The organism is Gillisia lutea (assembly GCF_021568705.1).
In the GTDB taxonomy this organism is placed as follows: Bacteria; Bacteroidota; Bacteroidia; order Flavobacteriales; family Flavobacteriaceae; genus Gillisia; species Gillisia lutea.
Genome location: NZ_JAKGTH010000010.1, coordinates 269,081 through 292,058, shown reverse-complemented (window position 1 = coordinate 292,058; position 22,978 = coordinate 269,081). Strand labels below are relative to the sequence as shown.

Here is a 22,978-nt window from a genome sequence, read left to right as displayed (position 1 = left end):
TGTGATACTTAGCTTAATTTATATTTTTTAAATAATAGCTGATATAAGATAATTAGCACCGAAATACAGAAGATTAGAGTCATCAAAACCCCGGAGATCATTACCAAATATTTCATCCAGCTTACCCCTTTCCACATCAAATATATCCCTCCAAAGGTTATTAATATTGAAAAGAAAGGTTCTATAATTAGAAAGAATTTAAGCTTTTTAGGAAGTTGTGTAAAAACCATTATTCCACCTAAAAGAAAGAAGATAAAAGACATGGAAAGAATATGAGTGTGCACGATGGTAAGCATCTCTCGTTCGCCTTTCTCAAATTTCATCACAGCCACATCCTCCACATCTTCATTACCCATATAGTTTTCCTCTATTCCATCCGGTGTAGTGGTATCGGTTTGATTCACAAATAACAGACCGGTAAAATACCCCACACTTAAAACCATAACAAATACAGCCAAAAATGTTTTGATCTCCTTTGGAAGATTAAGAAGTAGTCCGTTATATCTCATTAAAGTAATTCTTTTGCTGAAGTAAGCCCACAGTGTCGAGAATATCATTCACTGCGGTTATCATAGACCTTACCGAAATGGTTGCACCGGAAATAGCCGCTATATCATTTAGATTATCTTTTGAAGACTTCCCTATAAATTGTTTTAGCCATCTTTTACTACCTATTTCCCCTCCATATTCTTCCCTATAAATAAGAACTTTGGTTTTTGCTATCTTCAAATTATTATCAAAAATAACCAAATAATCAAACTGTGCTGTTTTACTAGGAGCTTTATCTACGTATACGTAACCTAACACCTTCCCCTTTGCCGAGATCTTTGAAAAATTATCTTTACTTATTTTAGCAGGCAGTTTTAACATTGTAGCTTTATCTACTTTTACTTCTGAAAATGTATAGCCACTAACTTCAAAAGTACTTTTCACCTCTTTATCAATTCTCTTTTCCAAATTTTTCGGAAATGCGAAAGCCATCAAGAAGAAGCTGGTTAGTACAATTATAAATATCCCTTTCAGTTTCATAATGCAAAAATATTACTTTGTAACCTATTGGTCAATTAAAATACCAAAAGTTGAAACCACCATAGCCGTCTCAACTTTTAACATCTTTAAATTGAATGAAAATTAGAACCAAACACCAATTCCAAGATTGAATTGATTTTTAGAATTATTATTCAATTCATTATTCTTTATTTGATAATCTCCTTTAAAGACAACCCCCGGAGCTACGTGATAGCTAAGTCCCATTGTTAAATCATCTCTATTATAAGCAGCATTTTCAACCAAAGCGCCATCAGTATCGGCATGAGTATCATACATTTCATAACGAGTAAACGCATACAATCTTTGAGCATTGGTTTGAGGCAATAAATTATATGCAGCTTCAAGATACCAGCCAGATAATGCGCTTCCAAGATCTTTACCTGTTAAGGCGTTGTAAGCTTCGCTATCTTCAATAGAAGCATAGATATACTGACCTCTAGCGGAGAATTTATTATATACATAACGAGCATCAAGCCCTAGCATAGCCAATCCAACATCAGCCCCATCAATATGATCAATTTCGTCATCTGCTTGCGTTCTACCGAAGTATCCAGAAAGCCCCATTCTTAAACCTGGAATCCCGTAATAATCAACCTTTGCTGAAAGATTTGGTTTATTAACTGTAGATTCGATACCTTTTTGACGTCCTCCTCTTAGTCCATTGCTTCCCCCTAATAAACCTGTACCATCAGCATTTGTAGATTTAAATCCGTTAAATAGATAAGCCTGATAAGATAAAGAAGCGCTGTTCACTCTTCCAGAAACCCCTACTCCAATTTCCCTCCATGTACTTGGAACTATAGATTTATCTACCATTGGCCGCTCCACACCGTTGAAAGTTGTAGGTTCATGATATTCATTAACAATCCCCATTGGTACTAACATTAAACCTGCTCTCAAGTTCAAGTTATTAGCCACATTATAGTTAACAAAAGCTTGCTCTACATATACTTCTTTTACATGCTCGAATTCAATTTCAGATACAAACTGAACTTTATCACTGAATTGATATCCCAATAACATTACAAGACGATGCACGTCTAATTTTCCATTATCTCCTTCCGGCTGATTATATACCACTTCTCCATAAGCCCCAATTGTAACTGCATTCCCATTATTTGCAGATAAAATTCTTTGCGCTGCATTTTGTTGTTTCTGCGGATCAAAAGTGATGGAATCTTGTGCTGTTTGAGAAAAACCAAGTACCGAACTTGCTACTAATACCAATGAAAGTATCGCCTTTTTCATTTAATTCTTTATTTAGACTTGTTTAAAATAAATAATAATTTCGGGCGCAAAGATAGCTATGAAAATGGGTTACACAAATTTTATTTAGATCCTGTTTAAATAAATAACTTTATTCTAACCTAATGAAACTCTGAGAAAATCTTGCTAGCCTCATTGTATGCAGATTCGAAGCTGGTCATTTTAATATTGGTTTCTGCTTTTTTTGAAGTAAAATAAGACACTAATTTTTCGGTAGGCATATTCCCGGTAAGTTCATCCTTCGCCATAGGACAACCCCCAAAACCCTGAATGGCTCCATCAAATCTTAAGCACCCCCCTTTATAGGCTGCATTTATTTTTTCATACCAGGTTGATGGTGTGGTATGGAGATGAGCCCCAAATTCTATATCGGGATATTTAGGAATAAGGTTAGCAAATAAGTATTCAATTACCTCGGGTGTAGAACTCCCTACGGTATCGGAAAGAGACAATATCTTCACTCCCATATTAGAAAGTCTCTCTGTCCACTCCCCTACAATATCAATACTCCATGGATCTCCATAGGGGTTTCCAAAACCCATAGAAAGATATGCCACCACTTCCTTATTGGAAATTTTAGCAATCGCTAATATTTCACTTAACGTCTCTACAGATTGAGCAATTGTTTTATGGGTGTTTCGCATCTGAAAATTTTCAGAAATAGAAAATGGATACCCCAGATACTGAATATTGGAATGTTTGGAAGCATCTTCTGCTCCTCTGGTATTTGCAATTATTGCTAAAAGTTTACTCTGAGTGCTGGAAAGATCAAGACCAGCCAGCACTTCGGCAGTATCTGCCATTTGAGGAATGGCTTTGGGCGATACAAAACTGCCAAAATCTATAGTATCAAATCCGCAGCGTAATAAGGATTGAATATACTGGATCTTTTTTTGAGTAGGGATAAAGGTTTTTATGCCCTGCATAGCATCTCTGGGACATTCAATAAGTTTGATTTTATCCATAAATCAAAGATACTATTTTACACATCATATAAAAATTTCGTGTTTTCATTAAAAATTCCAGAAAAGTAATTTATGAAGGCAGTCTTCACCATACCGAAAAGCAAATAATTATATTTAATTATATCAGAATAAAAATTGCAATTCCAATGAAAACAAATATTTGTACCCATTTCAATATTAACCCGAAATGAGAATGACCTTTAAGGTAATTTGAGATCTTACCTGCAAGTAAAGCTATCGTTCCAAAAATAAAAAGAGCCTGTAACATAAATAAAAAACCTAGCATGTAAAATTGAAAAACCGTATTGTTATCAGACCACAAAAAACCTGGAAAGAAAGCTAAAAAAAAGATGGTAACCTTTGGGTTTAAAACATTCATTATAAACCCCTGCTTAAATAATCTTAATGAGGACTTTACCGGAACGTTTTCTTGAGTCAAACTAATATTCGCATCACTTTTATAAACTTTATATGCTAAATAAAATAAATACAGAGTTCCAAATAATTTGATCAGAAAAAAAAGATTTTCCGATTCCTTGATTATTGCTGAAACTCCGAAAGCCACCAGGCTTGTATGAACAAGAATACCGGAGACAAGCCCTAAAGCAGTAACTATCCCCGATTTCTTACCATTGGTAATACTTTGCAACAAAACATAAACTATATCCGGCCCCGGAGACAAGGTTAGCAATATTGATGCTGCTAAAAAAGGAATGAGCTGAGCTATCACAGGATAAGATCTTTATTTTTTTGCAAGAATTGCTTTATTAATTCTTTTAATTAACCCTGGGCCTTCGTAAATAAAACCTGTATATATTTGAACCAAACTTGCTCCTGCCTCTAACTTGTCTAATGCATCTTGTGCTGTGCTAATTCCGCCAACACCTATAATAGGGAAAGCCTTTCCACTTTTTTCAGATAAAAATCTAATAACCTCTGTAGACCTTTCCTTTAGTGGCTTTCCACTCAGCCCCCCCATTTCATTTTTATTTTCAGACTTCAATCCCTCTCTTGAAATAGTTGTATTCGTAGCAATTACTCCAGCAATTTTCGTTTCAGTAACAATATCTATTATATCTAATAACTGCTGGTCGGTAAGATCTGGAGCTATTTTAAGAAGAATTGGCTTTGCAGAAGGCATCCCATTATTTCTTTCCTGCAAAGTATTTAGCAATTTTGTTAGCGGCTCTTTATCCTGAAGTGCTCTTAGATTAGGTGTATTAGGCGAGCTTACATTCACTACGAAATAATCTACATAATTAAACAAGGCATCAAAACAAATTATATAATCCTGAACAGCATCTTCATTAGGAGTGGTTTTATTCTTACCTATATTCCCCCCTATAAGTACATTTTTATTTCGTCTTAGGCGTTTCACAGAAGCTTCTACACCTTCATTATTGAATCCCATTCTGTTGATAATAGCCTGATCTTCCTTCAAACGAAATAAACGTTTTTTTTCATTTCCTGGCTGAGATTTAGGAGTAACCGTTCCTATTTCTATGAAACCAAATCCAAGACCATCCAGTTCTTTATACAACTTTGCATTTTTATCGAAACCAGCTGCCAATCCCACGGGGTTCTTAAATTTAAGACCAAATACCTTTGTATGCAAACGGCGATCATTTACTTGGTATGCGCCTTTTAAAACTCCGGCTAAACCTGGAATTTTAAATGCGTTCTTTAAAATTTTAAAAGTAAAATAATGAACCTTTTCAGGGTCAAACTTAAAGAGTATGGGTCTAATAAGTGTTTTATACATATTCGGCTGGTTTGCACAAAAATAGTTTAATTTGAAAAACAGCAAGAAGACTATAACGAATTTCTGGTTTGTTTTATATTTTTGATTTCTATAACAAGGTCCCACGCCACAACTTTGTACCTTGGCAACCCTTTATAAAGAATATTTAAAGCGCTTTTAAGCAGAAAAAAATTAACTATTTATCGACCTTCAAAAATGATTTCAAAAAGTAATATAATTGATAGATTTACCAGTTACGTAACCATAGATACCGAAAGTAATCCGGAAAGCGAAACAACTCCCAGCACCAAAAAACAATGGGATCTTGCCACTAAATTGGCTGATGAGCTTAAAGTTATGGGAATGGCTGAAGTTGAAATTGATGAAAACGCATATGTAATGGCAAGCCTTCCCACGAATGTAGCGCATAAAGTCCCGGTAATTGGCTTTGTTTCACATTTCGATACTTCACCAGATTTTACAGGAAAAGGCGTAAAACCACAAATAGTTGAAGACTACGATGGGAAAGATATAATTCTTAATGAGGATTTAGACATAGTACTATCACCTGATTATTTCGAAGATCTTCTTCAGTATAAAGGTCAGACTTTAATAACTACCGATGGAACGACCCTGCTTGGGGCCGATGATAAAGCGGGAATTACAGAAATCATGACTGCTATGGAATATCTTATAAACAACCCGGAGATTCCTCATGGAAAAATAAGAGTGTGCTTTACCCCCGATGAAGAAATTGGAAGAGGTGCACATAAATTTGATGTTGAAAAGTTTGGAGCTGACTGGGCATATACTATGGACGGTAGCCAGATAGGTGAGCTGGAATATGAAAATTTTAATGCTGCCTCAGCTAAAATTACCATTTCAGGAAAAATTGTTCACCCAGGCTATGCCAAAGATAAAATGATTAACAGCATGTACATTGCTCAGGATTTCATCAATTCACTCCCACGTATGGAAACGCCCGAGCATACAGAAGATAGACAAGGTTTTTTTCATTTAACCCAAATAAACGGAAAAGTTGATGAAACAGTCTTACAATATATTATTCGTGACCATGATAAGAATCACTTTGCTGCAAGGAAAGAAATGATAGAAGATCTGGCTGCAGAAATTAATTCGCAACATGCGAGAGAAGCCGTTAAAATTGAGATCAAAGATCAATATTTCAACATGAAGGAGAAGGTAGAACCAGTTATGCATATAGTTGATATTGCAGAAGAAGCTATGAAAGCAGTTAAAGTTACTCCTATTATAAAACCTATTCGAGGTGGAACTGATGGTTCACAACTAAGCTATATGGGGTTACCCTGCCCTAATATTTTTGCTGGCGGTCACAACTTTCACGGCAGATATGAATATGTACCGGTAGAAAGCATGATTAAAGCAGTAGAGGTAATTGTGAAAATAGCGGAAATTACATCTGAAAAATATAAAGATTAAATAAAGATGGCTAAGGTATCTACAGTTGATGAGTATATAGAATTGCATTCTAAATGGGAAAATCACCTCACATCCCTGAAACAACTGTTAGAAACTACTAAACTAACTGAAAATATTAAATGGGGAGCGCCTGTCTACACCTTGAAAGGAAAAAATGTTATCGGGATGGGAGCTTTCAAAAATCATTGTGCGCTGTGGTTTTTTCAAGGAGTTCTTTTAAAGAAACATACTAAACTTCTGGTAAATGCCCAGGAGGGGAAAACGAAGGCCTTGAGGCAAATAAGGTTTGAACTGGATGATAAGATTGAGGCTGAAGAAGTAATAAAATACATCGAGGAAGCCATACAACTTCAGGAGCAAGGAAAAATTATAAAACCCAATTTGAAGAAGAAATTGAATCTTCCAATAGAAATGAAAGATCTTTTTGTCAAAGAAGTTGAACTGAAAGACGCTTTTTTCAGTTTAACTCCAGGTAAGCAACGCGAGTATGCCGATTATATAATGGAAGCGAAAAGACCAGAAACAAAACAAAGGCGCTTAGAAAAAATAAGCCCTATGATACGTTTGAGCATAGGCCTTCATGACAAGTATAAAAATTGCTAAATAAAAAAGGGGATGATAGAAAACATCCCTTTTTTATATTTCTTATTTCAATTTAAAAATAGCAACTTCCGCCTCGTCTTCTTTTATTACCAGATTCTTTTGAATCCCATAATTTTAGAGTAAGACTCACTATCAATTGATTTAGCCGAGCATCTGTGAAATTACCACGGTTAATTCCGTACGTACTATTTATAATATCTACTTCCTGGTTTTCTGCAGAGGATAATGCATAATCGTACCTCACATCCAGCCCAAAACTACCGAATTCTACTTTAGCTCCAAACTGTACTGAAGCAGGAGTATTTTGCACTACGATTTGATCATTTAATTCGTCACCTTCCAGAGTAGCATCTATAATATTCTTATAAGCCACACCTCCATAAATATCCAAAGGACCGTAAATGTTATAACCAACTAACACAGGAATACTTAATTCCTTAACTTGGTAAAGAGATGGTCGGTTAGGAAAATCGAATCGTGACTCTAAAGCAGAATATACCACTTCCGGACGAACAAAAAATTTCCCGAAATTTACTTGCCCCCATGCTCCCCCATGAAAACCAATTTCTCCTTCTGCATCAAAAGTATCATCTGTATAGATGTCTGCCGATTTTATTCCTGTTATAGATCCGCCAAAAGTTTTATTTATACCACCTTTCAACCCAACTTTAAATTCCTGAGCACTTACGGCTTGAAATTGCAGGAAACAAAGACATAAAAAGAAGGCTACACGTATTTTATTCATAAATAGGGACTTATTTTATTTATTAAATCGGGGGTAAATATAATCAACTAACTTTTCTTTTCCTTTTAACGTTTGAAATATTATTAAATTTCATAGATAACCGAAAAAAGGGAAAAGAATTCCTATTGTTCGACTTTCTCTTTATGATTCACCCATTTTTTTATACCTCCATCCAATATATAGATATGAATAAAACCAGCTTCCTGTAAAATTTTTGCTGCTTTTTCACTTCTATTTCCTGCAGTACAATACACAGCCACCGGCTTCAACTTATCTAATTTTTCAAGATTATTTCTGAATGCTTCATCATAAATAATATTTGTAGCATTAAAAAGGTGAGATTTACTAAAATCCTCTTTAGAGCGAACATCTACAAGTTGTACCTCGCCATATTTTAGATGATTTTTCATCTCTTCTACCGATACGGTTTCTATTTCATGAGCTTCCGCATCTTTACAACCATATATAATAAGAGTAACTGTTGCTATTAACCAAATCTTCCATTTCATAGAAGTGATTTTATTTAGCAATATCACCATCCCATTCAGTGATACCTCCCATTAAATTATAGGCATTCTCAAAACCTTCTTGGTGCATTAAAGCACAAGCCTGAGCACTTCTTGCGCCAGAACGGCAATAAACGTAATAAGTCTTGGATTTATCCAGCTTGTTCACTTCGTCTAAAAACTCTTGCCCCTTATATATATCGATGTTTTTTGCCTCGGGAATATAACCTTCTATAAATTCCTCTTCAGTTCGAACATCTAGAATTACTGCATCTTCTGTATTTTCTACAGCTTCTTTCCACTGATCTTGTGTGAGATTTTTCATAATATCTTTTTACTATTATTTTAATTTTCTGAAGGTAAATATACGTGAAACCTAATCAACTTAGAAAATCTGTAATTGTAATTTATGAAGTCGGTTTCTGCTTATACCTGTGATTAAAATAAGTGAATATAAATTTTAACATAATTTTTAAACTACAGCTCTAAAATTTAATTACATTTGTATGTACAACAATTGTATATACAAATGAATATTGAAAAGATAATTAAAACCGATGCTCAACTTCCTTCTGAAAGAAGGTTGATACTTAGTTTGATATATACAGCCAACTGGATGAATGATCGCATCTCTGACAGTTTAAAAGCATTTGACATCAGCATACCGCAATTCAATGTGCTTAGAATTTTAAGAGGTCAAAAAGGAAAACCGGCAAATCTTAGCACCGTTCAAGACCGAATGTTAAGCAAAATGAGCAACACGACTCGCCTGGTAGACAAGCTAATTGTAAAGGAGCTCGCACAGCGCGTAACCTGTGAGCAAAACAGAAGAAAAGTGGAAATCTCTATCACCTCCAATGGCTTAGCTCTTTTAGACAAAGTAGATCCAGTTATAGCAGCCTTAGAAATAGAGCTATTGAAGAATTTAAAGTCGGAAGAAATTGAACAGTTAACCCAATTATTAGAAACCCTAAGAAAATAATAAATGCTATGAATACATATATAGAAAGTTTAAACTGGCGCTATGCCACCAAAAAATTTGACAGTACTAAGAAAATCGCTGAAGAGGATCTTGAAAAGTTATTAAAAGCTGTTCAACTTTCTGCTTCTGCTTACGGATTACAGCCCTACGAAATAATAGTTGTAGAAAACCCTGAGCTACGCGAAAAATTAAGAGCTGCTGCCTGGGATCAATCTCAGGTTTCTGAAGCTTCTCACCTAATAGTTTTAGCAAATCTTACACATATCAATGCAAATTATATCGATTCATATTTAGACAATATTGCTAACATAAGAGAATTAAAAAGAGAAGATCTTCAAGGTTTTGAAGATATGTTGCATAATACGGTATTAAAGTTCCCGGCACAGGAACAAAACGACTGGGCTGCAAAGCAAACTTACCTTGCATTAGGAAACATGCTTTCCGCAGCAGCCGATCTTCGAATAGACGTGTGTCCCATGGAAGGTTTTGATCCTCAAAAATTTGATGATATCTTGAATTTAAAAGAAAAAGGATTAACCACAGCTGTCATAGCACCAATTGGATATAGAAGTGCTGATGATAAAATGCAACATGCTACCAAAGTAAGAAAAAGTTCAACAGATTTAATTAATAGATTATAAACCAACAAAACAAGAATTATGAAAAAGAATATTTTAAAAGGCGTCGCTGCCTCTGCAATTATTTTAACAACTTTAGCTTTTACAACTATGAAAAAAGAAGTCAACATCAAAGAAAGTTCTGTAACCTGGACAGGAAAAAAAGTAACTGGTTCGCACACTGGAACCATCAAATTGAAATCTGGTCACTTTAATGTGGAAGATGGAAAACTTTTAGGAGGTGAATTTGTTATGGACATGACCTCGATTAATGTAACCGACCTTACTGGTGACAATAAATTAAAATTAGAAGGGCATTTAAAATCTGATGACTTCTTCGGAATAGAGAATCATCCAACTTCAAAATTAGTAATCACTAATGTTTCAAAAAAATCAAATAGTACATACGGTGTAGTTGCTAATCTTACTATAAAAGAAGAAACACACCCAATTACCTTCGATTTGAAATGGAATGAGAATTCGGCTAGCACTTCATTAACTATAGACCGCTCGAAATACAATGTAAGATATGGTTCCGGTAGTTTCTTCGATAACCTTGGAGACAATACTATTTATGATAATTTTGACCTGGAGGTGAACTTGAAATTCTAATATTTCAATAAAACGCTAAACTAGAGAGCATTCCGGTTATAACCAGAGTGCTCTTTTATTTTTAGGTGTAGTTTAAATAAAACCAGAATGCTTTTGTCATTTAAAAATACATAAGTATATTTGAAGCAATGAAAATGAATACAGTACATACTTGGTGGTGGAATAATTTACGTCAAAACGTCGTGAACTAACACTCCTATAGTATTATTTATATACAAAAAGGCTTGTCTCACGACAAGCCTTTTTTTGTTCATCATTATATCAAGTATAGATATTGATTTAAAGCCGTTAATTTTGAAACAAGCATTATGTTTAAATTAGAAACCACTTATAAAAAAATACTTGCAGATACCATTACCCCGGTAAGTGTATATTTAAAAATAAGAGACAAATACCCTAATAGTCTTTTACTGGAGAGTAGCGATTATCACGCTAATAATAATAGTTTTTCGTATATCTGTTGTAATCCCATTGCGTCCATCAAAGTTGCTAATAATGAGATCTCTCAACATTTCCCTGATGACACCTCTAAAAAAGATGAGATTTCAGCCTCTACAAATGTCACAGAAAAGATTCAGGAATTCTCAAAGCAATTTGAATCAGCAAACTCCGATTTCAAATTCATTAATAATGGTCTATTCGGATATATTGCTTACGATGGTGTAAAATATTTCGAGAATATCAACATCACTAAAAAAAGTGGAGATCTTGAAATTCCAGACATTTACTACGCAGTATATCAAAATATTATTGCCATAAACCATTTCAACAATGAAGCTTATATTTTTGATCATTCCTTTAATACTGAGAGTAAGATTGGCGAAATTGCACAATTATTACAGGTAAAGAATTTCGCTACCTATAATTTTACTCGTGAACAAATTCCTATTTCAAACTTAACCGATGAGGAGTTCAGAGAAAATGTGAGACTTGGTAAAAAACATTGTCAGCGTGGCGATGTGTTTCAGTTAGTTCTTTCCAGACGATTTTCCCAAGCTTTTAAAGGAGATGAGTTCAATGTATATCGTGCATTAAGAAGTGTAAACCCTTCTCCGTATCTATTCTATTTCGATTATGGAAATTTCAAGATCTTCGGAAGTTCACCCGAAGCTCAACTAGTGGTATCGAACGGACAAGCGGAAATCCATCCTATAGCAGGAACATTCAAAAGAACAGGAAATGATGAACAGGATGCCGAATTAGCTAAAAAATTAGCTGCCGATGAAAAAGAAAATGCAGAGCATGTAATGTTAGTAGATCTTGCCAGAAATGATTTGAGCCGACACAGTAAAGATGTAAAGGTAGTAACCTACCGGGAAACCCAATTCTTTTCCCATGTTATACACTTGGTAAGTAAAGTAGTTGGAAATAAAAGTCCTAATACTCCTACCATGCAAATTGTGGCAGACACCTTTCCGGCAGGAACCCTAAGTGGGGCTCCCAAACACAGTGCCATGACGCTTATTGAGAAATACGAAAATGTGAATCGAAGCGCATATGGTGGTGCCATTGGCTTTATGGATTTCCATGGAAATTTTAATCACGCCATTATCATTCGCTCCTTTGTGAGTAAGAATCATAAGTTGCATTATCAGGCGGGGGCCGGTATCGTTTCAGAATCTAAAGAAGAGAATGAATTACAAGAAGTATATAATAAATTAGGTGCTTTAACCAAAGCATTGGAGCTAGCAGAGGAAATGTAGTAGAAGAAATCTCAAAAGCACAATTAATAAGAAAATTGATCAAAATGTCAGACAATAATATAAATAGCAATTCGAAAGAGATCTCCGTGCTAGTGATAGATAACTACGATTCTTTTGTTTACAACCTAGTTCATTATCTGGAAGAAATGGACTGTAAAGTTACCGTGGTGCGTAATAACGAAATTGCTTTAGAGGAGATCGAGAAATATGACAAAATATTGCTCTCCCCAGGGCCTGGTATTCCCGAAGAAGCAGGACTGCTAAACGCAATAGTAGAAAAATACGCCCCTACCAAAAGCATTCTTGGTGTATGCTTAGGAGTGCAATCTATTGGGCAGGTCTTCGGAGGAAACTTGATTAATCTTGATTCCGTATATCACGGGGTAGCTACTAAAATGAAGATTTTTGTAGATGATGAAGCTTTATTTAATGGCTTGGATAAAGAGCAGGAAATAGGTAGATACCATTCTTGGGTGGTAGATAAGAACTTACCAGATTGTTTGCAAGCAACCTCTTACGATGAGAATGGCCAGATCATGTCTTTAAGACATCGGGAATATGATGTAAGAGGTGTTCAATTTCATCCGGAATCGGTACTTACTCCAAACGGAAAGCAAATGATAGCCAATTGGATCAACCAACCGAACTCCAAATAAATTTGATTTTAAATATTAGATTAGTCAAAGGAATGTAAAACGCTCGCTCTCTAATAGTGTGAGAACATGAATATAAAATGAAATTAATTTTAAACAGACTTATAAATCACGAGACCATTTCTAAGGAAGAGGCAAGAGAAGTACTTGTAAAAATCTCCCAAGGTGAGTACAATGAAAGTCAGATAGCAGCTTTTCTAACAGTTTATATGATGAGAAGCATTACTATTGAAGAGCTGGAGGGATTTAGAGATGCATTACTGGATCTTTGTATCGCGGTTGATCTAAGTGCTTATAATCCTATAGATCTCTGCGGAACAGGTGGTGATGGAAAAGACACGTTCAATATTTCTACCCTATCATCCTTTGTTACAGCCGGTGCGGGAATTAAGGTTTCCAAACATGGAAATTACGGAGTATCTTCTATTAGCGGAAGCTCAAATGTGATGGAATATTTAGGCATCAAATTCAGTAATGACGCTTCCTTTCTTGAAAAATGTATTTCTGAAGCAGGAATTTGTGTGCTGCATGCACCTCTTTTTCACCCGGCTATGAAGAATGTGGCACCCATTAGAAAATCTTTAGCAGTAAAAACCTTTTTCAATATGTTAGGTCCTATGGTGAATCCGGCATTTCCCAAGAATCAGCTGGTAGGGGTTTTCAGCTTAGAACTCGCTAGAATGTATGGATATCTTTACCAGAACACCAATAAGAACTTTACCATACTTCATGCTTTAGATGGTTATGATGAAATCTCACTAACGGGTGCCACTAAAACCATTTCTAATACGGCAGAAAGCATGCTGGAAGCATCAGATTTTGGTGTAGAACCATTGCTAGCTTCACAGATCTCAGGCGGTAATTCTATAGAAAATTCAGCTAAGATATTTACTGATGTTCTGGAAGGAAAAGGAAGCACTGCACAAAACAATGTTGTATGTGCCAATGCAGGAATGGCCATTGCGACCGCTTCAGGAATATCTCCGAAAGAAGGTTTTGAAACAGCAAAAGAATCTCTTCAATCAGGAAAGGCCTTGGCCGCATTAAAAAAATTACAGGAGTTGAGCAGAACCAATGCATAAACTAAAAATCAAATGAACATTTTAGATAAAATAGTAGCCGATAAATTCAAGGAAATCCAATTAAAACAAGCCTTGATCCCATCAGCTCAACTGGAAAAATCTCCTATTTTTCAAAGAGAGACTACTTCATTAGCTTCAGCATTAAAAAACAGTAAGAGCGGAATTATAGCTGAGCATAAACGGAGATCACCTTCAAAATCTATGATCAACCAAAGTTTAAATGTACAGGATGTTGCTAGCGGATATGAGGATGCAGGTGTATGCGGAATGTCTGTGCTTACCGATTCCAAATATTTTGGGGGTTCTTTGGAGGATCTACTTTTAGCAAGAGCAAGTGTAAAAATGCCATTGCTCAGAAAAGAATTTATAATCAGCGAATACCAGATCTTGGAAGCAAAAGCCCATGGAACAGATGTCATCTTATTAATTGCTGCTATTCTAACGCGAGATGAAATCAAAACATTTTCTGAATTAGCCAAAAGTCTTGGTTTAGATGTTCTGCTGGAAGTGCATAATCTGGAAGAATTAGAAAAATCGATCATGCCCAGTTTGGATATGCTGGGAGTGAATAACAGGAATTTGAAAACTTTTGAAGTCAGCACCAATATCAGCAAAGAGCTCTCTGCTAAAATTCCACAGGATTTTGTGAAGGTTTCTGAAAGTGGGATAAGCAGTATTGCTGCCATCAAAGATCTCAAGCAGTATGGCTATCAGGGTTTTTTGATAGGAGAAAATTTTATGAAGACAGACGATCCCGGAAAATATGCTAAGGAATTCATCCAGCAATTATCTTAAATCATGGAGCAATTAAAACTCAAAATATGTGGAATGGGCACCGCAGAGAATATTCTTGCTGTGGCGGCTTTACAACCAGATTATTTAGGATTTATATTTTTTGAAGCATCTCCACGCAATTTTGATGGAGTAATCCCAAAGATAGATCCATCAATTAAGAAAACAGGAGTTTTCGTAAATGCTTCTTTAGAATTCATCCTGAAAAAAGTGGATCAATATCAATTGAATGCTATTCAGCTTCACGGGGAGGAATCTGCAGCATTTTGCGAAAAATTAAAAGCGGCTTGGCCTGATAAGCCTATAGAATTGATAAAAGTGTTTTCTATTAAGGATCACTTCAATTTTGAAGAGCTGGAAGCCTTTGAAGGTAAAGTAGATTACTTTTTATTTGACACCAAAGGAAAGAACAAAGGCGGAAACGGTTTTACTTTCAATTGGGAAGTATTAAAAGATTATCCCTCAAAAACTCCATTCTTTTTAAGTGGTGGAATTGGATTAGAGGAAACCAATAAACTGAAGGAATTTAGCAAGCATTTAAACGATAATGGCAAACTAGAATTGCTTCATGCTTTGGATGTAAATAGTAAATTTGAATTGAGGCCGGGACTAAAGAATATTGAAGAACTTAAACAATTTCAGACTAAATTAAACTTTCAACTATAATAGATACGAATCGCCCTTGAGGCAGAAAAAATAATAAAATGAGCTATCAAGTTAATGAAAAAGGATATTATGGAGAGTTTGGAGGAGCATATATTCCTGAAATGCTTTATCCAAATGTAGAAGAACTACGAAGTCAGTATCTCGAAATCATGAAAGAGGAATCCTTTCAAGAAGAATTCAAACAACTGCTAAAAGATTATGTAGGTAGACCCACCCCACTTTATTTTGCAGAACGTTTCAGTAAGAAATATAATACCAAGGTTTATTTAAAGCGCGAAGATCTTTGTCATACCGGAGCTCATAAGGTAAATAACACAATCGGCCAGATTCTGATGGCGAGGCGTTTGGGGAAAACCAGAATCATTGCTGAAACCGGCGCAGGTCAGCATGGAGTGGCTACAGCTACCGTATGTGCCTTGATGGGAATGGAGTGCATTGTATATATGGGCGCAATAGATATAGAACGTCAAGCACCGAATGTTGCCAGAATGAAAATGTTGGGAGCTACTGTAATTCCCGCTTTATCGGGAAGTAGAACGTTGAAAGATGCTACCAATGAAGCTATAAGAGATTGGATAAATAACCCGGTAGACACACATTATATTATAGGATCTGTGGTAGGACCTCACCCTTACCCCGATATGGTGGCCAAATTTCAGAGTGTGATTTCTGAAGAGATCAAAACTCAGCTTTTGGAAAAAGAGGGACGTGAAAATCCAGATTACGTGGTAGCATGTGTAGGTGGCGGGAGTAATGCTGCAGGTATTTATTATCACTATCTAGACAAACCCGAGGTTGGTATTATCGCAGTAGAAGCTGCCGGAAAAGGAGTATTTACCGGTGAAAGCGCTGCCACCTCAGCATTAGGAAAAGAAGGTATTATCCATGGGAGCAAAACTTTATTGATGCAAACCGAAGATGGCCAGATAACCGAGCCTTACTCTATTTCTGCAGGATTAGATTACCCAGGAATTGGCCCAATGCATGCCAATTTATTTAGAACTGGACGTGCCGAATTCATTTCTATTACCGATGATGATGCCATGAAAGCAGGTTTAGAGCTGTCGAACCTCGAAGGAATTATTCCAGCTATTGAAACCTCCCATGCCTTGGCGATCTTTGAAACCCGTAAATTCAATGAAGATGATGTGGTAGTTATAAATCTTTCCGGTAGAGGAGATAAAGATTTGAATACTTATATAGAGTACTTCAATCTATAATTTCATTTAAAAAAGAATAGACATAAAGGAGTGTTTCATACTAATGAATTCATCCTTCAAAAATATATTTCATGAACAGAATAAATCAAAAATTACAAGAGGATAAAAAATTGCTCTCTATTTATTTCACGGCTGGCTATCCTAATTTGGGTGATACCGTTTCCATTATTCAAGATCTGGAAAAGAACGGTGTGGATATGATAGAGATAGGCCTTCCATTTAGCGATCCTTTAGCCGATGGGCCCACCATTCAGGAAAGTAGCACGAAGGCAATCAGAAATGGAATGACCACTCATAAATTATTTGAGCAATTGCAGGGAATTCGTGATACAGTTTCTATACCACTTCTTATTATGGGATATTTCAATCCAATTCTTCAATATGGTGTGCAAGAATTTTGTGAAAAGTGTCAGGAAATAGGAATTGACGGCCTGATCATTCCCGACCTTCCCGTGGATGTATACAACGAAAAATACAAAACTATTTTCGAAGCTCATGGTCTCAACAATGTATTTCTAATCACTCCCCAAACATCAGTGGAGCGTATCAACTTTATAGATTCTGTTTCCAACGGCTTTATTTATATGGTGAGCAGTGCGAGTGTAACAGGAAGCAGTACTGGCTTTAGTAATGATACTAGGGAGTATTTCAAAAGAATTTCAGAAATGAAATTAAAGAATCCCCAGGTTATCGGTTTTGGAATTAGTGATAGTGAGAGTTTCCAACAGGCCACAAAATTTGCCAAAGGTGCTATTATAGGAAGCGCCTTTATTAAACACCTAACTAATAAAGGGACTTCTAAAATTGCAGAGTTTGTAAAGAACATTAGGTAGCTTTAACCTTCCTGTAACAGGCTGTTAATACTTTTTATGATTCCAAACCTTTATCTTTAAACAAATTAAAAATCTTTATATCATGGAAAAGAAATTTGAAAGAAAAGAGGAACAAAAGAATCCTACTAATCTTACTGGAGATAGAAACCAAAAGACCAATAAGGTTGATATAGATGAAAAAACCATTAAAGATCAACAAAACAAAAAATAATGGGAAGAGGAGATAAAAAGACTAAAAGAGGAAAAATTGCAATTGGAACTCACGGTAAATTAAGGCCGAAGAGGAAAAAATTCAAGATCAAACCTTCTACCCTAGCCGATCAGGATAAAAAAGAATTACAGTAAGTTACATCTACCCCTAAAAATACCCCCTATATTGAAGAACTCTGAAATCAATTGTATTGAATTCAGGGTTTTTCATTTTTATAGACTTATACAAATCCATTCCACCTATGGCTCTATTCGCAGAACCTGAAGGAGCTGTTAGAGAAACTGTATTTATCAATCTTCCATCTAAGAGAAATTGATGTATTCTTGGAATTTCATTAGACACTACTTTTAAGTTGATCTTTTCATCAAGCGTTCTTAAATGTCTTCGGAAAAAATATTCGGGACCATTCTTGCTGTTCCCACCTGTAAAAATAAGAGTGTCCACTTTTGGATGATTTCTAAGTATAGTAATCATATCACGAAGTTCTACCTCCTGCATTCCTAAATCTGAGGCATCCACTTTTCCACGACGACTGCTTTCCACCATGTCACAAATCCCTATTCCTCTGCTCTTAAGAAAATCGGCACGTTGAATAACAGCTTCTGAGGTATTCTCAAATTTCAAACTTAAATGGAATAACCTATCCAGTACTACCCATAGTAAACCATCTCTGCTTCCATAGCAAAAATCGACATCTCCCTCTTTTAATTGCCCTGTAGTAAATCGCGGAGGTGGCAAGGTACCAACAATGAGCTTAGTAGCATTTTCGGGTATAAAAGGGCGATAAGGATGTTGATGATGGAACATTCCTTTATCATCCCTCCACTTCCCGCGATTCATTTCAGTCTTTTTGAAAACCAATATTAAAGTAGTTTACTTTATAATTACTACAAGATCATCTGCAAATACCATTCTGCCTTGAGGTAATATAACTTTATCGATTACCCCTTCTTCATTAGAAGTAATGGTAGTTTCCATTTTCATGGCTTCTATAATAAACAAGGGCTGATTTTTCTTCACTTTTTGTCCTTGTTTCACAAGTACTGAAGCCAGAGAGCCTTGTAACGGAGCTCCTATTTCCTTGGAGTTATCTTTATCTGCTTTTTGGTGTACCACTCGTTCTACTTTTATGGAAGTATCCTGCACTTGCACTGCGCGAGTTTGACCGTTCACTTTAAAGAATACATCCACAAAACCATCACTGTTCGCTTCCCCTACAGAGATAAGTTGTATCAATAAAGTCTTTCCTCTATCCATTTCTACAATAATCTCTTCCCCTTGTTCCATTCCGTAGAAGAAATTCTTGGTAGGGATGGTGATTACATTTCCGTATTTTTTATGATGATTATAGGCATCTGTAAAGACTTTAGGGTATAACTTATACGATAAGAAATCGGTAATATCCAAAGGTCTTCCCATTCCCTCTTTAAAAGCTTCCTTAAATTCTGAAAATTCCGATTCAAAATCTATAGGCTCGAGATGCATATTTGGCCTATTGGTGTAAGCTTCTTCATCTCTAAGAATGATCTTCTGGATTTTCTCCGGGAAACCACCCACGGGCTGACCAAGATCCCCCCTAAAGAAACTCTTAACCGATTCCGGGAACGAAAGAGTTTCTCCGCGTTCCAGAACATCTTCTATTGTTAAATTATTACTCACCAGATATTGCGCCATATCGCCCACTACTTTAGAACTTGGCGTGACCTTAACCACATCTCCAAAAAGGTCGTTTACCTCATCATACATTTTAGTGATCTCATGAAACCTGCTACTTAAACCTAAAGACTCTGCCTGTGGTTTTAAATTAGAATATTGCCCTCCGGGAATTTCATGCTTATATACTTCAGCTGTCCCAGCCTTTAGTCCGCTTTCAAAAGGATAATAATAATTTCTAACACTTTCCCAGTATTGAGAATATTCATTTAATTTATCCATATTAAAATCATGCGCTCTACTCTCAAACTTCAGCATTTCCACTATAGAGTTGAAATTGGGTTGAGAGGTAAGACCGGAAAGACCTCCCAAAGCAACATCTACCACGTCTACTCCAGCTTCTATAGCCTTTAAGTACGTAGCGGCTTGTATGGAAGAGGTATCGTGAGTATGTAAATGAATAGGTATATTTATATACGATTTTAATGCTGAAACCAGTTCTTCAGCCGCATATGGTTTTAAAAGTCCGGCCATATCTTTTATTCCAAGAATATGTGCTCCGGCATCTTCCATTTGTTTTGCCAATTGCACATAATACTCCAAAGTATATTTGGTCCTTTTAGGGTCGAGAATATCTCCTGTATAGCAAATGGAGGCTTCGGCCAGTCCCTGTGTGTTATTTCTTACATATTTAATACAAGGCTCTATAGATTGCATCCAGTTAAGGGAATCGAAGATCCTGAATACATCTACCCCATTCTCCCAGGCCTCGCTCACAAATTTCTCTATAAGATTGTCGGGATAAGCGGTATATCCAACGCCATTGGAACCTCGAATTAGCATTTGTAAGAGCACATTGGGCATAGCAGCTCGTAAAAGCCGTAATCGCTCCCATGGATTTTCTTTTAAAAAGCGCAGACATACATCAAAAGTCGCACCTCCCCAAACCTCTAAACTAAAGATATTGGGATGATTTTTAGCGAATCCTTCTGCAACCTTCATCATATCGTAAGTACGCATTCGAGTGGCCAGTAAGCTCTGGTGCGCATCCCTCATGGTAGTATCGGTAAAATGGACCTTATTTTGATGTCTTAACCATCTGGAAAATTTCTCCGGACCGTATTCGGTTAAAAGATCTTTAGTTCCTTGTGGATAAGCTGCATACTCATCAAATTTTGGAACCTTAGGAAGGATCAGTTTCTTAGAAGGATCTTTGAATTTCACATCGGCATTTCCATTCACTGTGATATCCCCTAAAAACTGCACCATTTTGGTAGCTCGATTTCGAGGTTCTTTTATCTTAAAGAGCTCAGGATTATCCTTTATGAAATTTACAGTTACTTTTCCTTCTCTAAAGGTTGAGTTGGCTAAAATATTATCTAAGAATGCCATATTGGTCTTCACACCTCGCACTCTAAATTCAGCAAGAGCTCTTCTCATCTTACGGCATGCCCCATCTAAGGTTCTACTGCTGGCAGAAACCTTTACCAGCATAGAATCGAAGAAAGGTGAAATTGTAACGCCCTGATAAACACTTCCCGCATCTAAACGAATACCAAATCCTGAAGCACTTCTATATGTTGTTATGGTTCCGTAATCCGGTTTAAAATCGTTTTGAGGATCTTCCGTGGTAATTCTGCATTGAAGCGCATAACCGTTAATCTCTATGCTTTCCTGCCCATCAATTTTAATTTGCTGGTCGCTTAGCTTATAACCTCCTGCAATGAAAAGTTGGGTTTTAACCAGATCGATATTGGTAATAACTTCAGTAACAGTGTGTTCTACCTGAATACGCGGATTTACTTCTATGAAGTAGATCTCATTATCTTCTACTAAGAACTCTACTGTACCAATGTTGTTATAATCTACCGCCTTACAAATATCAATTGCGTACTTATATAATTTATCTTTTGTTTCCTGGGCTAAGCCAAGCGATGGTGCAAATTCTATCACCTTTTGATAACGACGCTGCACAGAACAGTCTCGCTCAAAAAGATGAACCATGTTTCCATGAACATCGGCAACTATCTGAATTTCTATATGTTTAGGATTTTCTACGAATTTTTCGAGAAAAACTGTATCATCTCCAAAAGCATTTCCTGCTTCACGTTTCGACTCTGGAAAAGCCGATTTTAACTGGTTTTCATCTCTTATTACCCGCATCCCTCGGCCACCACCTCCGGACGCTGCTTTAAGCATGAGGGGGTATCCTATTCTCTTGGCTTCTTCCAAAGCAGTTTCTATGGAATCCAGCTCTTTATTATTGCTTTCAATAATAGGCACATTATTGGCAACCGCCACCTCTTTAGCCTTCACCTTATCGCCTAAAGATTTTAAAACAGAGACTTTTGGACCAATAAAAATTATTCCATTCTCTTCACATTGTTTCGCAAATTCTGCATTTTCAGAAAGAAAACCATAGCCCGGATGGATGGCATCCACATCATTTTTCTTTGCTACCTGAATAATGGCGTTGATATTCAAATAAGGCTTTAACGGATCGGTGTCTTCTCCAATTTGATAAGATTCATCTGCTTTATATCTGTGCAGGGAATACCTATCTTCAAATGTATAGATCCCAACTGTTTTTATACCAATTTCGGTACAGGCACGAAATATCCTGATTGCGATTTCTCCTCTATTAGCAACTAAAACCTTTTTAATTTTCATTATATCAACGCTTTTTTAATTAAAACATATGAATTTGAAAGTTATTAAATAATTTACTGAAAGAAGAAGCTTTGACCGGCTTTTGATCTATTTATCAATTTCGAAAAAGTGCTGAATTTTATGACTTTTGAATAACATTTAATTTAAAATATCTGTTCGAAATATGAGAATATCATAAAAATGATCTGTATATCAGTCAAATGATATATGGCGATACACTTTAATAATGTAAAAAAATTGACAGCCTAACGACTGCTTTGGAGATAAAAAGGTGTTGCGCAAATTATTAAGCGTGAAAATAATTTTTTGAATATAATGCCTGTTGATATTAGCAACAACCGAGAGCAATTTAAATAATGCTGTGAAATTTAATTTCTAGATAGTTGAATACGCTATATTTTTAGGACTACACTCTATTCTTTGATTCTTATAATTTCTGTGATCTTGGCTAAATGATGATCATCATGTTCAGCTACAAAAAGAAATAGATCCATCGTTCTCATTGGCGTTTTAAGTCTTGGATGTAGCGCTGTTTTATATACATCTTCTTCTTCCAAGCTCGCTAGATTTTTTAAAGTTATCTCCCGAATTTCTCGAAACTGCTTCAGCAATTGGGCTATATCAGTATTATTATGTTGTGCTATATCAGTTTGTGTATTATTTAAATCGGTAGAAGACAGATATTCTTTATTATCTAATATATCGTGTAACCTTCTTTGCCATAAAGATTCCAAATCTATGAGATGACCAACATTTTCTTTAATAGACCACCCCCCTCTTGGTTTTAATATCAACACACTCTCTGGTATATTCTCAAGTTTTGCTTTTAATCTTACGGAAGTTCCGTCAAGCCTTTCAACAATTGAAGGAAAAATATTTTGTTCGAATGTAAAGTCGAACGTTCTTTCAAACCATCTTATTTGTTGCATAAGCTTCGTTTTAGAGAT

The 22,978-nt window shown here is 35.9% G+C and carries 26 protein-coding genes; 14 read left to right on the top strand and 12 right to left on the bottom strand.

Annotation, left to right across the window (positions count from 1 at the left end):
* Positions 1-8: 8 nt before the first annotated feature.
* From L1I30_RS12440 to L1I30_RS12415, 6 genes are all read right to left on the bottom strand, one after another.
* The gene (locus L1I30_RS12440) at positions 9-509 is read right to left on the bottom strand and encodes an Aq_1264-related membrane protein (protein ID WP_236134620.1); all 501 of its coding nucleotides are present in this window, start codon (positions 507-509) and stop codon (positions 9-11) included.
* Complete coding sequence (locus tag L1I30_RS12435) at positions 499-1,029, bottom strand: FMN-binding protein (RefSeq protein ID WP_236134619.1); 531 nt, start codon at positions 1,027-1,029, stop codon at positions 499-501. Before L1I30_RS12435 ends, L1I30_RS12440 begins: the two co-directional genes overlap by 11 nt.
* 102 nt (positions 1,030-1,131) lie before the next feature.
* The gene (locus L1I30_RS12430; protein WP_236134618.1) at positions 1,132-2,298 is read right to left on the bottom strand and encodes a putative porin; all 1,167 of its coding nucleotides are present in this window, start codon (positions 2,296-2,298) and stop codon (positions 1,132-1,134) included.
* Positions 2,299-2,417: 119 nt separating this feature from the next.
* Positions 2,418-3,281, bottom strand: a complete 864-nt coding sequence (locus tag L1I30_RS12425) for a hydroxymethylglutaryl-CoA lyase (RefSeq protein ID WP_236134617.1) — start codon at positions 3,279-3,281, stop codon at positions 2,418-2,420.
* A gap of 118 nt (positions 3,282-3,399) precedes the next feature.
* Positions 3,400-4,011 (bottom strand): LysE family translocator, encoded by a 612-nt coding sequence (locus L1I30_RS12420; protein WP_236134616.1) that lies wholly within the window; start codon positions 4,009-4,011, stop codon positions 3,400-3,402.
* A gap of 12 nt (positions 4,012-4,023) precedes the next feature.
* Positions 4,024-5,043: a quinone-dependent dihydroorotate dehydrogenase gene (locus L1I30_RS12415; protein WP_236134615.1), complete on the bottom strand. Its 1,020-nt coding sequence runs from the start codon at positions 5,041-5,043 to the stop codon at positions 4,024-4,026.
* Positions 5,044-5,238: 195 nt separating this feature from the next.
* Here L1I30_RS12415 and pepT point away from each other — a divergent pair, with 195 nt between their 5' ends.
* On the top strand, positions 5,239-6,483 hold the full coding sequence (gene pepT / locus L1I30_RS12410; protein WP_236134614.1) for a peptidase T: 1,245 nt from the start codon (positions 5,239-5,241) through the stop codon (positions 6,481-6,483).
* Between the two features lie 6 nt (positions 6,484-6,489).
* Positions 6,490-7,086, top strand: coding sequence for a YdeI/OmpD-associated family protein (locus L1I30_RS12405; RefSeq protein ID WP_236134613.1), 597 nt, complete (start codon positions 6,490-6,492; stop codon positions 7,084-7,086).
* 52 nt (positions 7,087-7,138) lie between these two features.
* On the opposite strand, the gene L1I30_RS12400 is transcribed toward L1I30_RS12405, so the two are convergent.
* From L1I30_RS12400 to L1I30_RS12390, 3 genes are all read right to left on the bottom strand, one after another.
* Positions 7,139-7,831, bottom strand: coding sequence for an outer membrane beta-barrel protein (locus tag L1I30_RS12400; protein WP_236134612.1), 693 nt, complete (start codon positions 7,829-7,831; stop codon positions 7,139-7,141).
* A gap of 122 nt (positions 7,832-7,953) precedes the next feature.
* On the bottom strand, positions 7,954-8,340 hold the full coding sequence (locus tag L1I30_RS12395) for a rhodanese-like domain-containing protein (protein ID WP_236134611.1): 387 nt from the start codon (positions 8,338-8,340) through the stop codon (positions 7,954-7,956).
* 10 nt (positions 8,341-8,350) lie between these two features.
* Positions 8,351-8,662: a rhodanese-like domain-containing protein gene (locus tag L1I30_RS12390; protein WP_236134610.1), complete on the bottom strand. Its 312-nt coding sequence runs from the start codon at positions 8,660-8,662 to the stop codon at positions 8,351-8,353.
* A gap of 204 nt (positions 8,663-8,866) precedes the next feature.
* On the opposite strand from L1I30_RS12390, the gene L1I30_RS12385 reads away from it, so the two are divergent.
* The 12 genes from L1I30_RS12385 (at position 8,867) to L1I30_RS12335 (ending at position 17,842) form a co-directional block, all read left to right on the top strand.
* Entirely contained in the window at positions 8,867-9,319 is a 453-nt protein-coding gene (locus L1I30_RS12385) for a MarR family winged helix-turn-helix transcriptional regulator (protein ID WP_236134609.1), read from the top strand.
* An 8-nt stretch (positions 9,320-9,327) separates the two neighbouring features.
* Positions 9,328-9,960, top strand: coding sequence for an NAD(P)H-dependent oxidoreductase (locus L1I30_RS12380; RefSeq protein WP_236134608.1), 633 nt, complete (start codon positions 9,328-9,330; stop codon positions 9,958-9,960).
* An 18-nt stretch (positions 9,961-9,978) separates the two neighbouring features.
* Complete coding sequence (locus tag L1I30_RS12375; protein WP_236134607.1) at positions 9,979-10,548, top strand: YceI family protein; 570 nt, start codon at positions 9,979-9,981, stop codon at positions 10,546-10,548.
* A gap of 308 nt (positions 10,549-10,856) precedes the next feature.
* Complete coding sequence (locus tag L1I30_RS12370; protein WP_236134606.1) at positions 10,857-12,251, top strand: anthranilate synthase component I family protein; 1,395 nt, start codon at positions 10,857-10,859, stop codon at positions 12,249-12,251.
* A gap of 44 nt (positions 12,252-12,295) precedes the next feature.
* Positions 12,296-12,907 (top strand): anthranilate synthase component II, encoded by a 612-nt coding sequence (locus L1I30_RS12365; protein ID WP_236134605.1) that lies wholly within the window; start codon positions 12,296-12,298, stop codon positions 12,905-12,907.
* A 77-nt stretch (positions 12,908-12,984) separates the two neighbouring features.
* Positions 12,985-13,986, top strand: a complete 1,002-nt coding sequence (gene trpD, locus L1I30_RS12360; RefSeq protein WP_236134604.1) for an anthranilate phosphoribosyltransferase — start codon at positions 12,985-12,987, stop codon at positions 13,984-13,986.
* A 12-nt stretch (positions 13,987-13,998) separates the two neighbouring features.
* A complete protein-coding gene (gene trpC / locus L1I30_RS12355) occupies positions 13,999-14,781 on the top strand; it encodes an indole-3-glycerol phosphate synthase TrpC (protein WP_236134603.1) in 783 nt (260 codons plus the stop codon).
* A gap of 3 nt (positions 14,782-14,784) precedes the next feature.
* Complete coding sequence (locus L1I30_RS12350) at positions 14,785-15,444, top strand: phosphoribosylanthranilate isomerase (RefSeq protein WP_236134602.1); 660 nt, start codon at positions 14,785-14,787, stop codon at positions 15,442-15,444.
* A gap of 38 nt (positions 15,445-15,482) precedes the next feature.
* On the top strand, positions 15,483-16,664 hold the full coding sequence (gene trpB, locus L1I30_RS12345) for a tryptophan synthase subunit beta (protein ID WP_236134601.1): 1,182 nt from the start codon (positions 15,483-15,485) through the stop codon (positions 16,662-16,664).
* Between the two features lie 71 nt (positions 16,665-16,735).
* Positions 16,736-17,497 carry a tryptophan synthase subunit alpha gene (trpA, locus tag L1I30_RS12340; RefSeq protein WP_236134600.1) on the top strand — a complete coding sequence of 254 codons (762 nt, stop codon included), beginning with the start codon at positions 16,736-16,738 and terminating at the stop codon, positions 17,495-17,497.
* A gap of 82 nt (positions 17,498-17,579) precedes the next feature.
* Positions 17,580-17,708, top strand: coding sequence for a hypothetical protein (locus L1I30_RS14325; RefSeq protein ID WP_262911059.1), 129 nt, complete (start codon positions 17,580-17,582; stop codon positions 17,706-17,708).
* Entirely contained in the window at positions 17,708-17,842 is a 135-nt protein-coding gene (locus L1I30_RS12335) for a 30S ribosomal protein THX (RefSeq protein ID WP_236134599.1), read from the top strand. Before L1I30_RS14325 ends, L1I30_RS12335 begins: the two co-directional genes overlap by 1 nt.
* Positions 17,843-17,855: 13 nt before the next feature.
* On the opposite strand, the gene L1I30_RS12330 is transcribed toward L1I30_RS12335, so the two are convergent.
* The 3 genes from L1I30_RS12330 to L1I30_RS12320 all read right to left on the bottom strand — a co-directional run bounded on the left by L1I30_RS12330 (position 17,856) and on the right by L1I30_RS12320 (position 22,960).
* Positions 17,856-18,515, bottom strand: coding sequence for a uracil-DNA glycosylase family protein (locus L1I30_RS12330; RefSeq protein WP_236134652.1), 660 nt, complete (start codon positions 18,513-18,515; stop codon positions 17,856-17,858).
* Positions 18,516-18,581: 66 nt separating this feature from the next.
* Positions 18,582-22,031, bottom strand: coding sequence for a pyruvate carboxylase (locus L1I30_RS12325; protein ID WP_236134598.1), 3,450 nt, complete (start codon positions 22,029-22,031; stop codon positions 18,582-18,584).
* A gap of 413 nt (positions 22,032-22,444) precedes the next feature.
* Positions 22,445-22,960, bottom strand: coding sequence for a DinB family protein (locus L1I30_RS12320; RefSeq protein ID WP_236134597.1), 516 nt, complete (start codon positions 22,958-22,960; stop codon positions 22,445-22,447).
* Between the last annotated feature and the right edge of the window lie 18 nt (positions 22,961-22,978).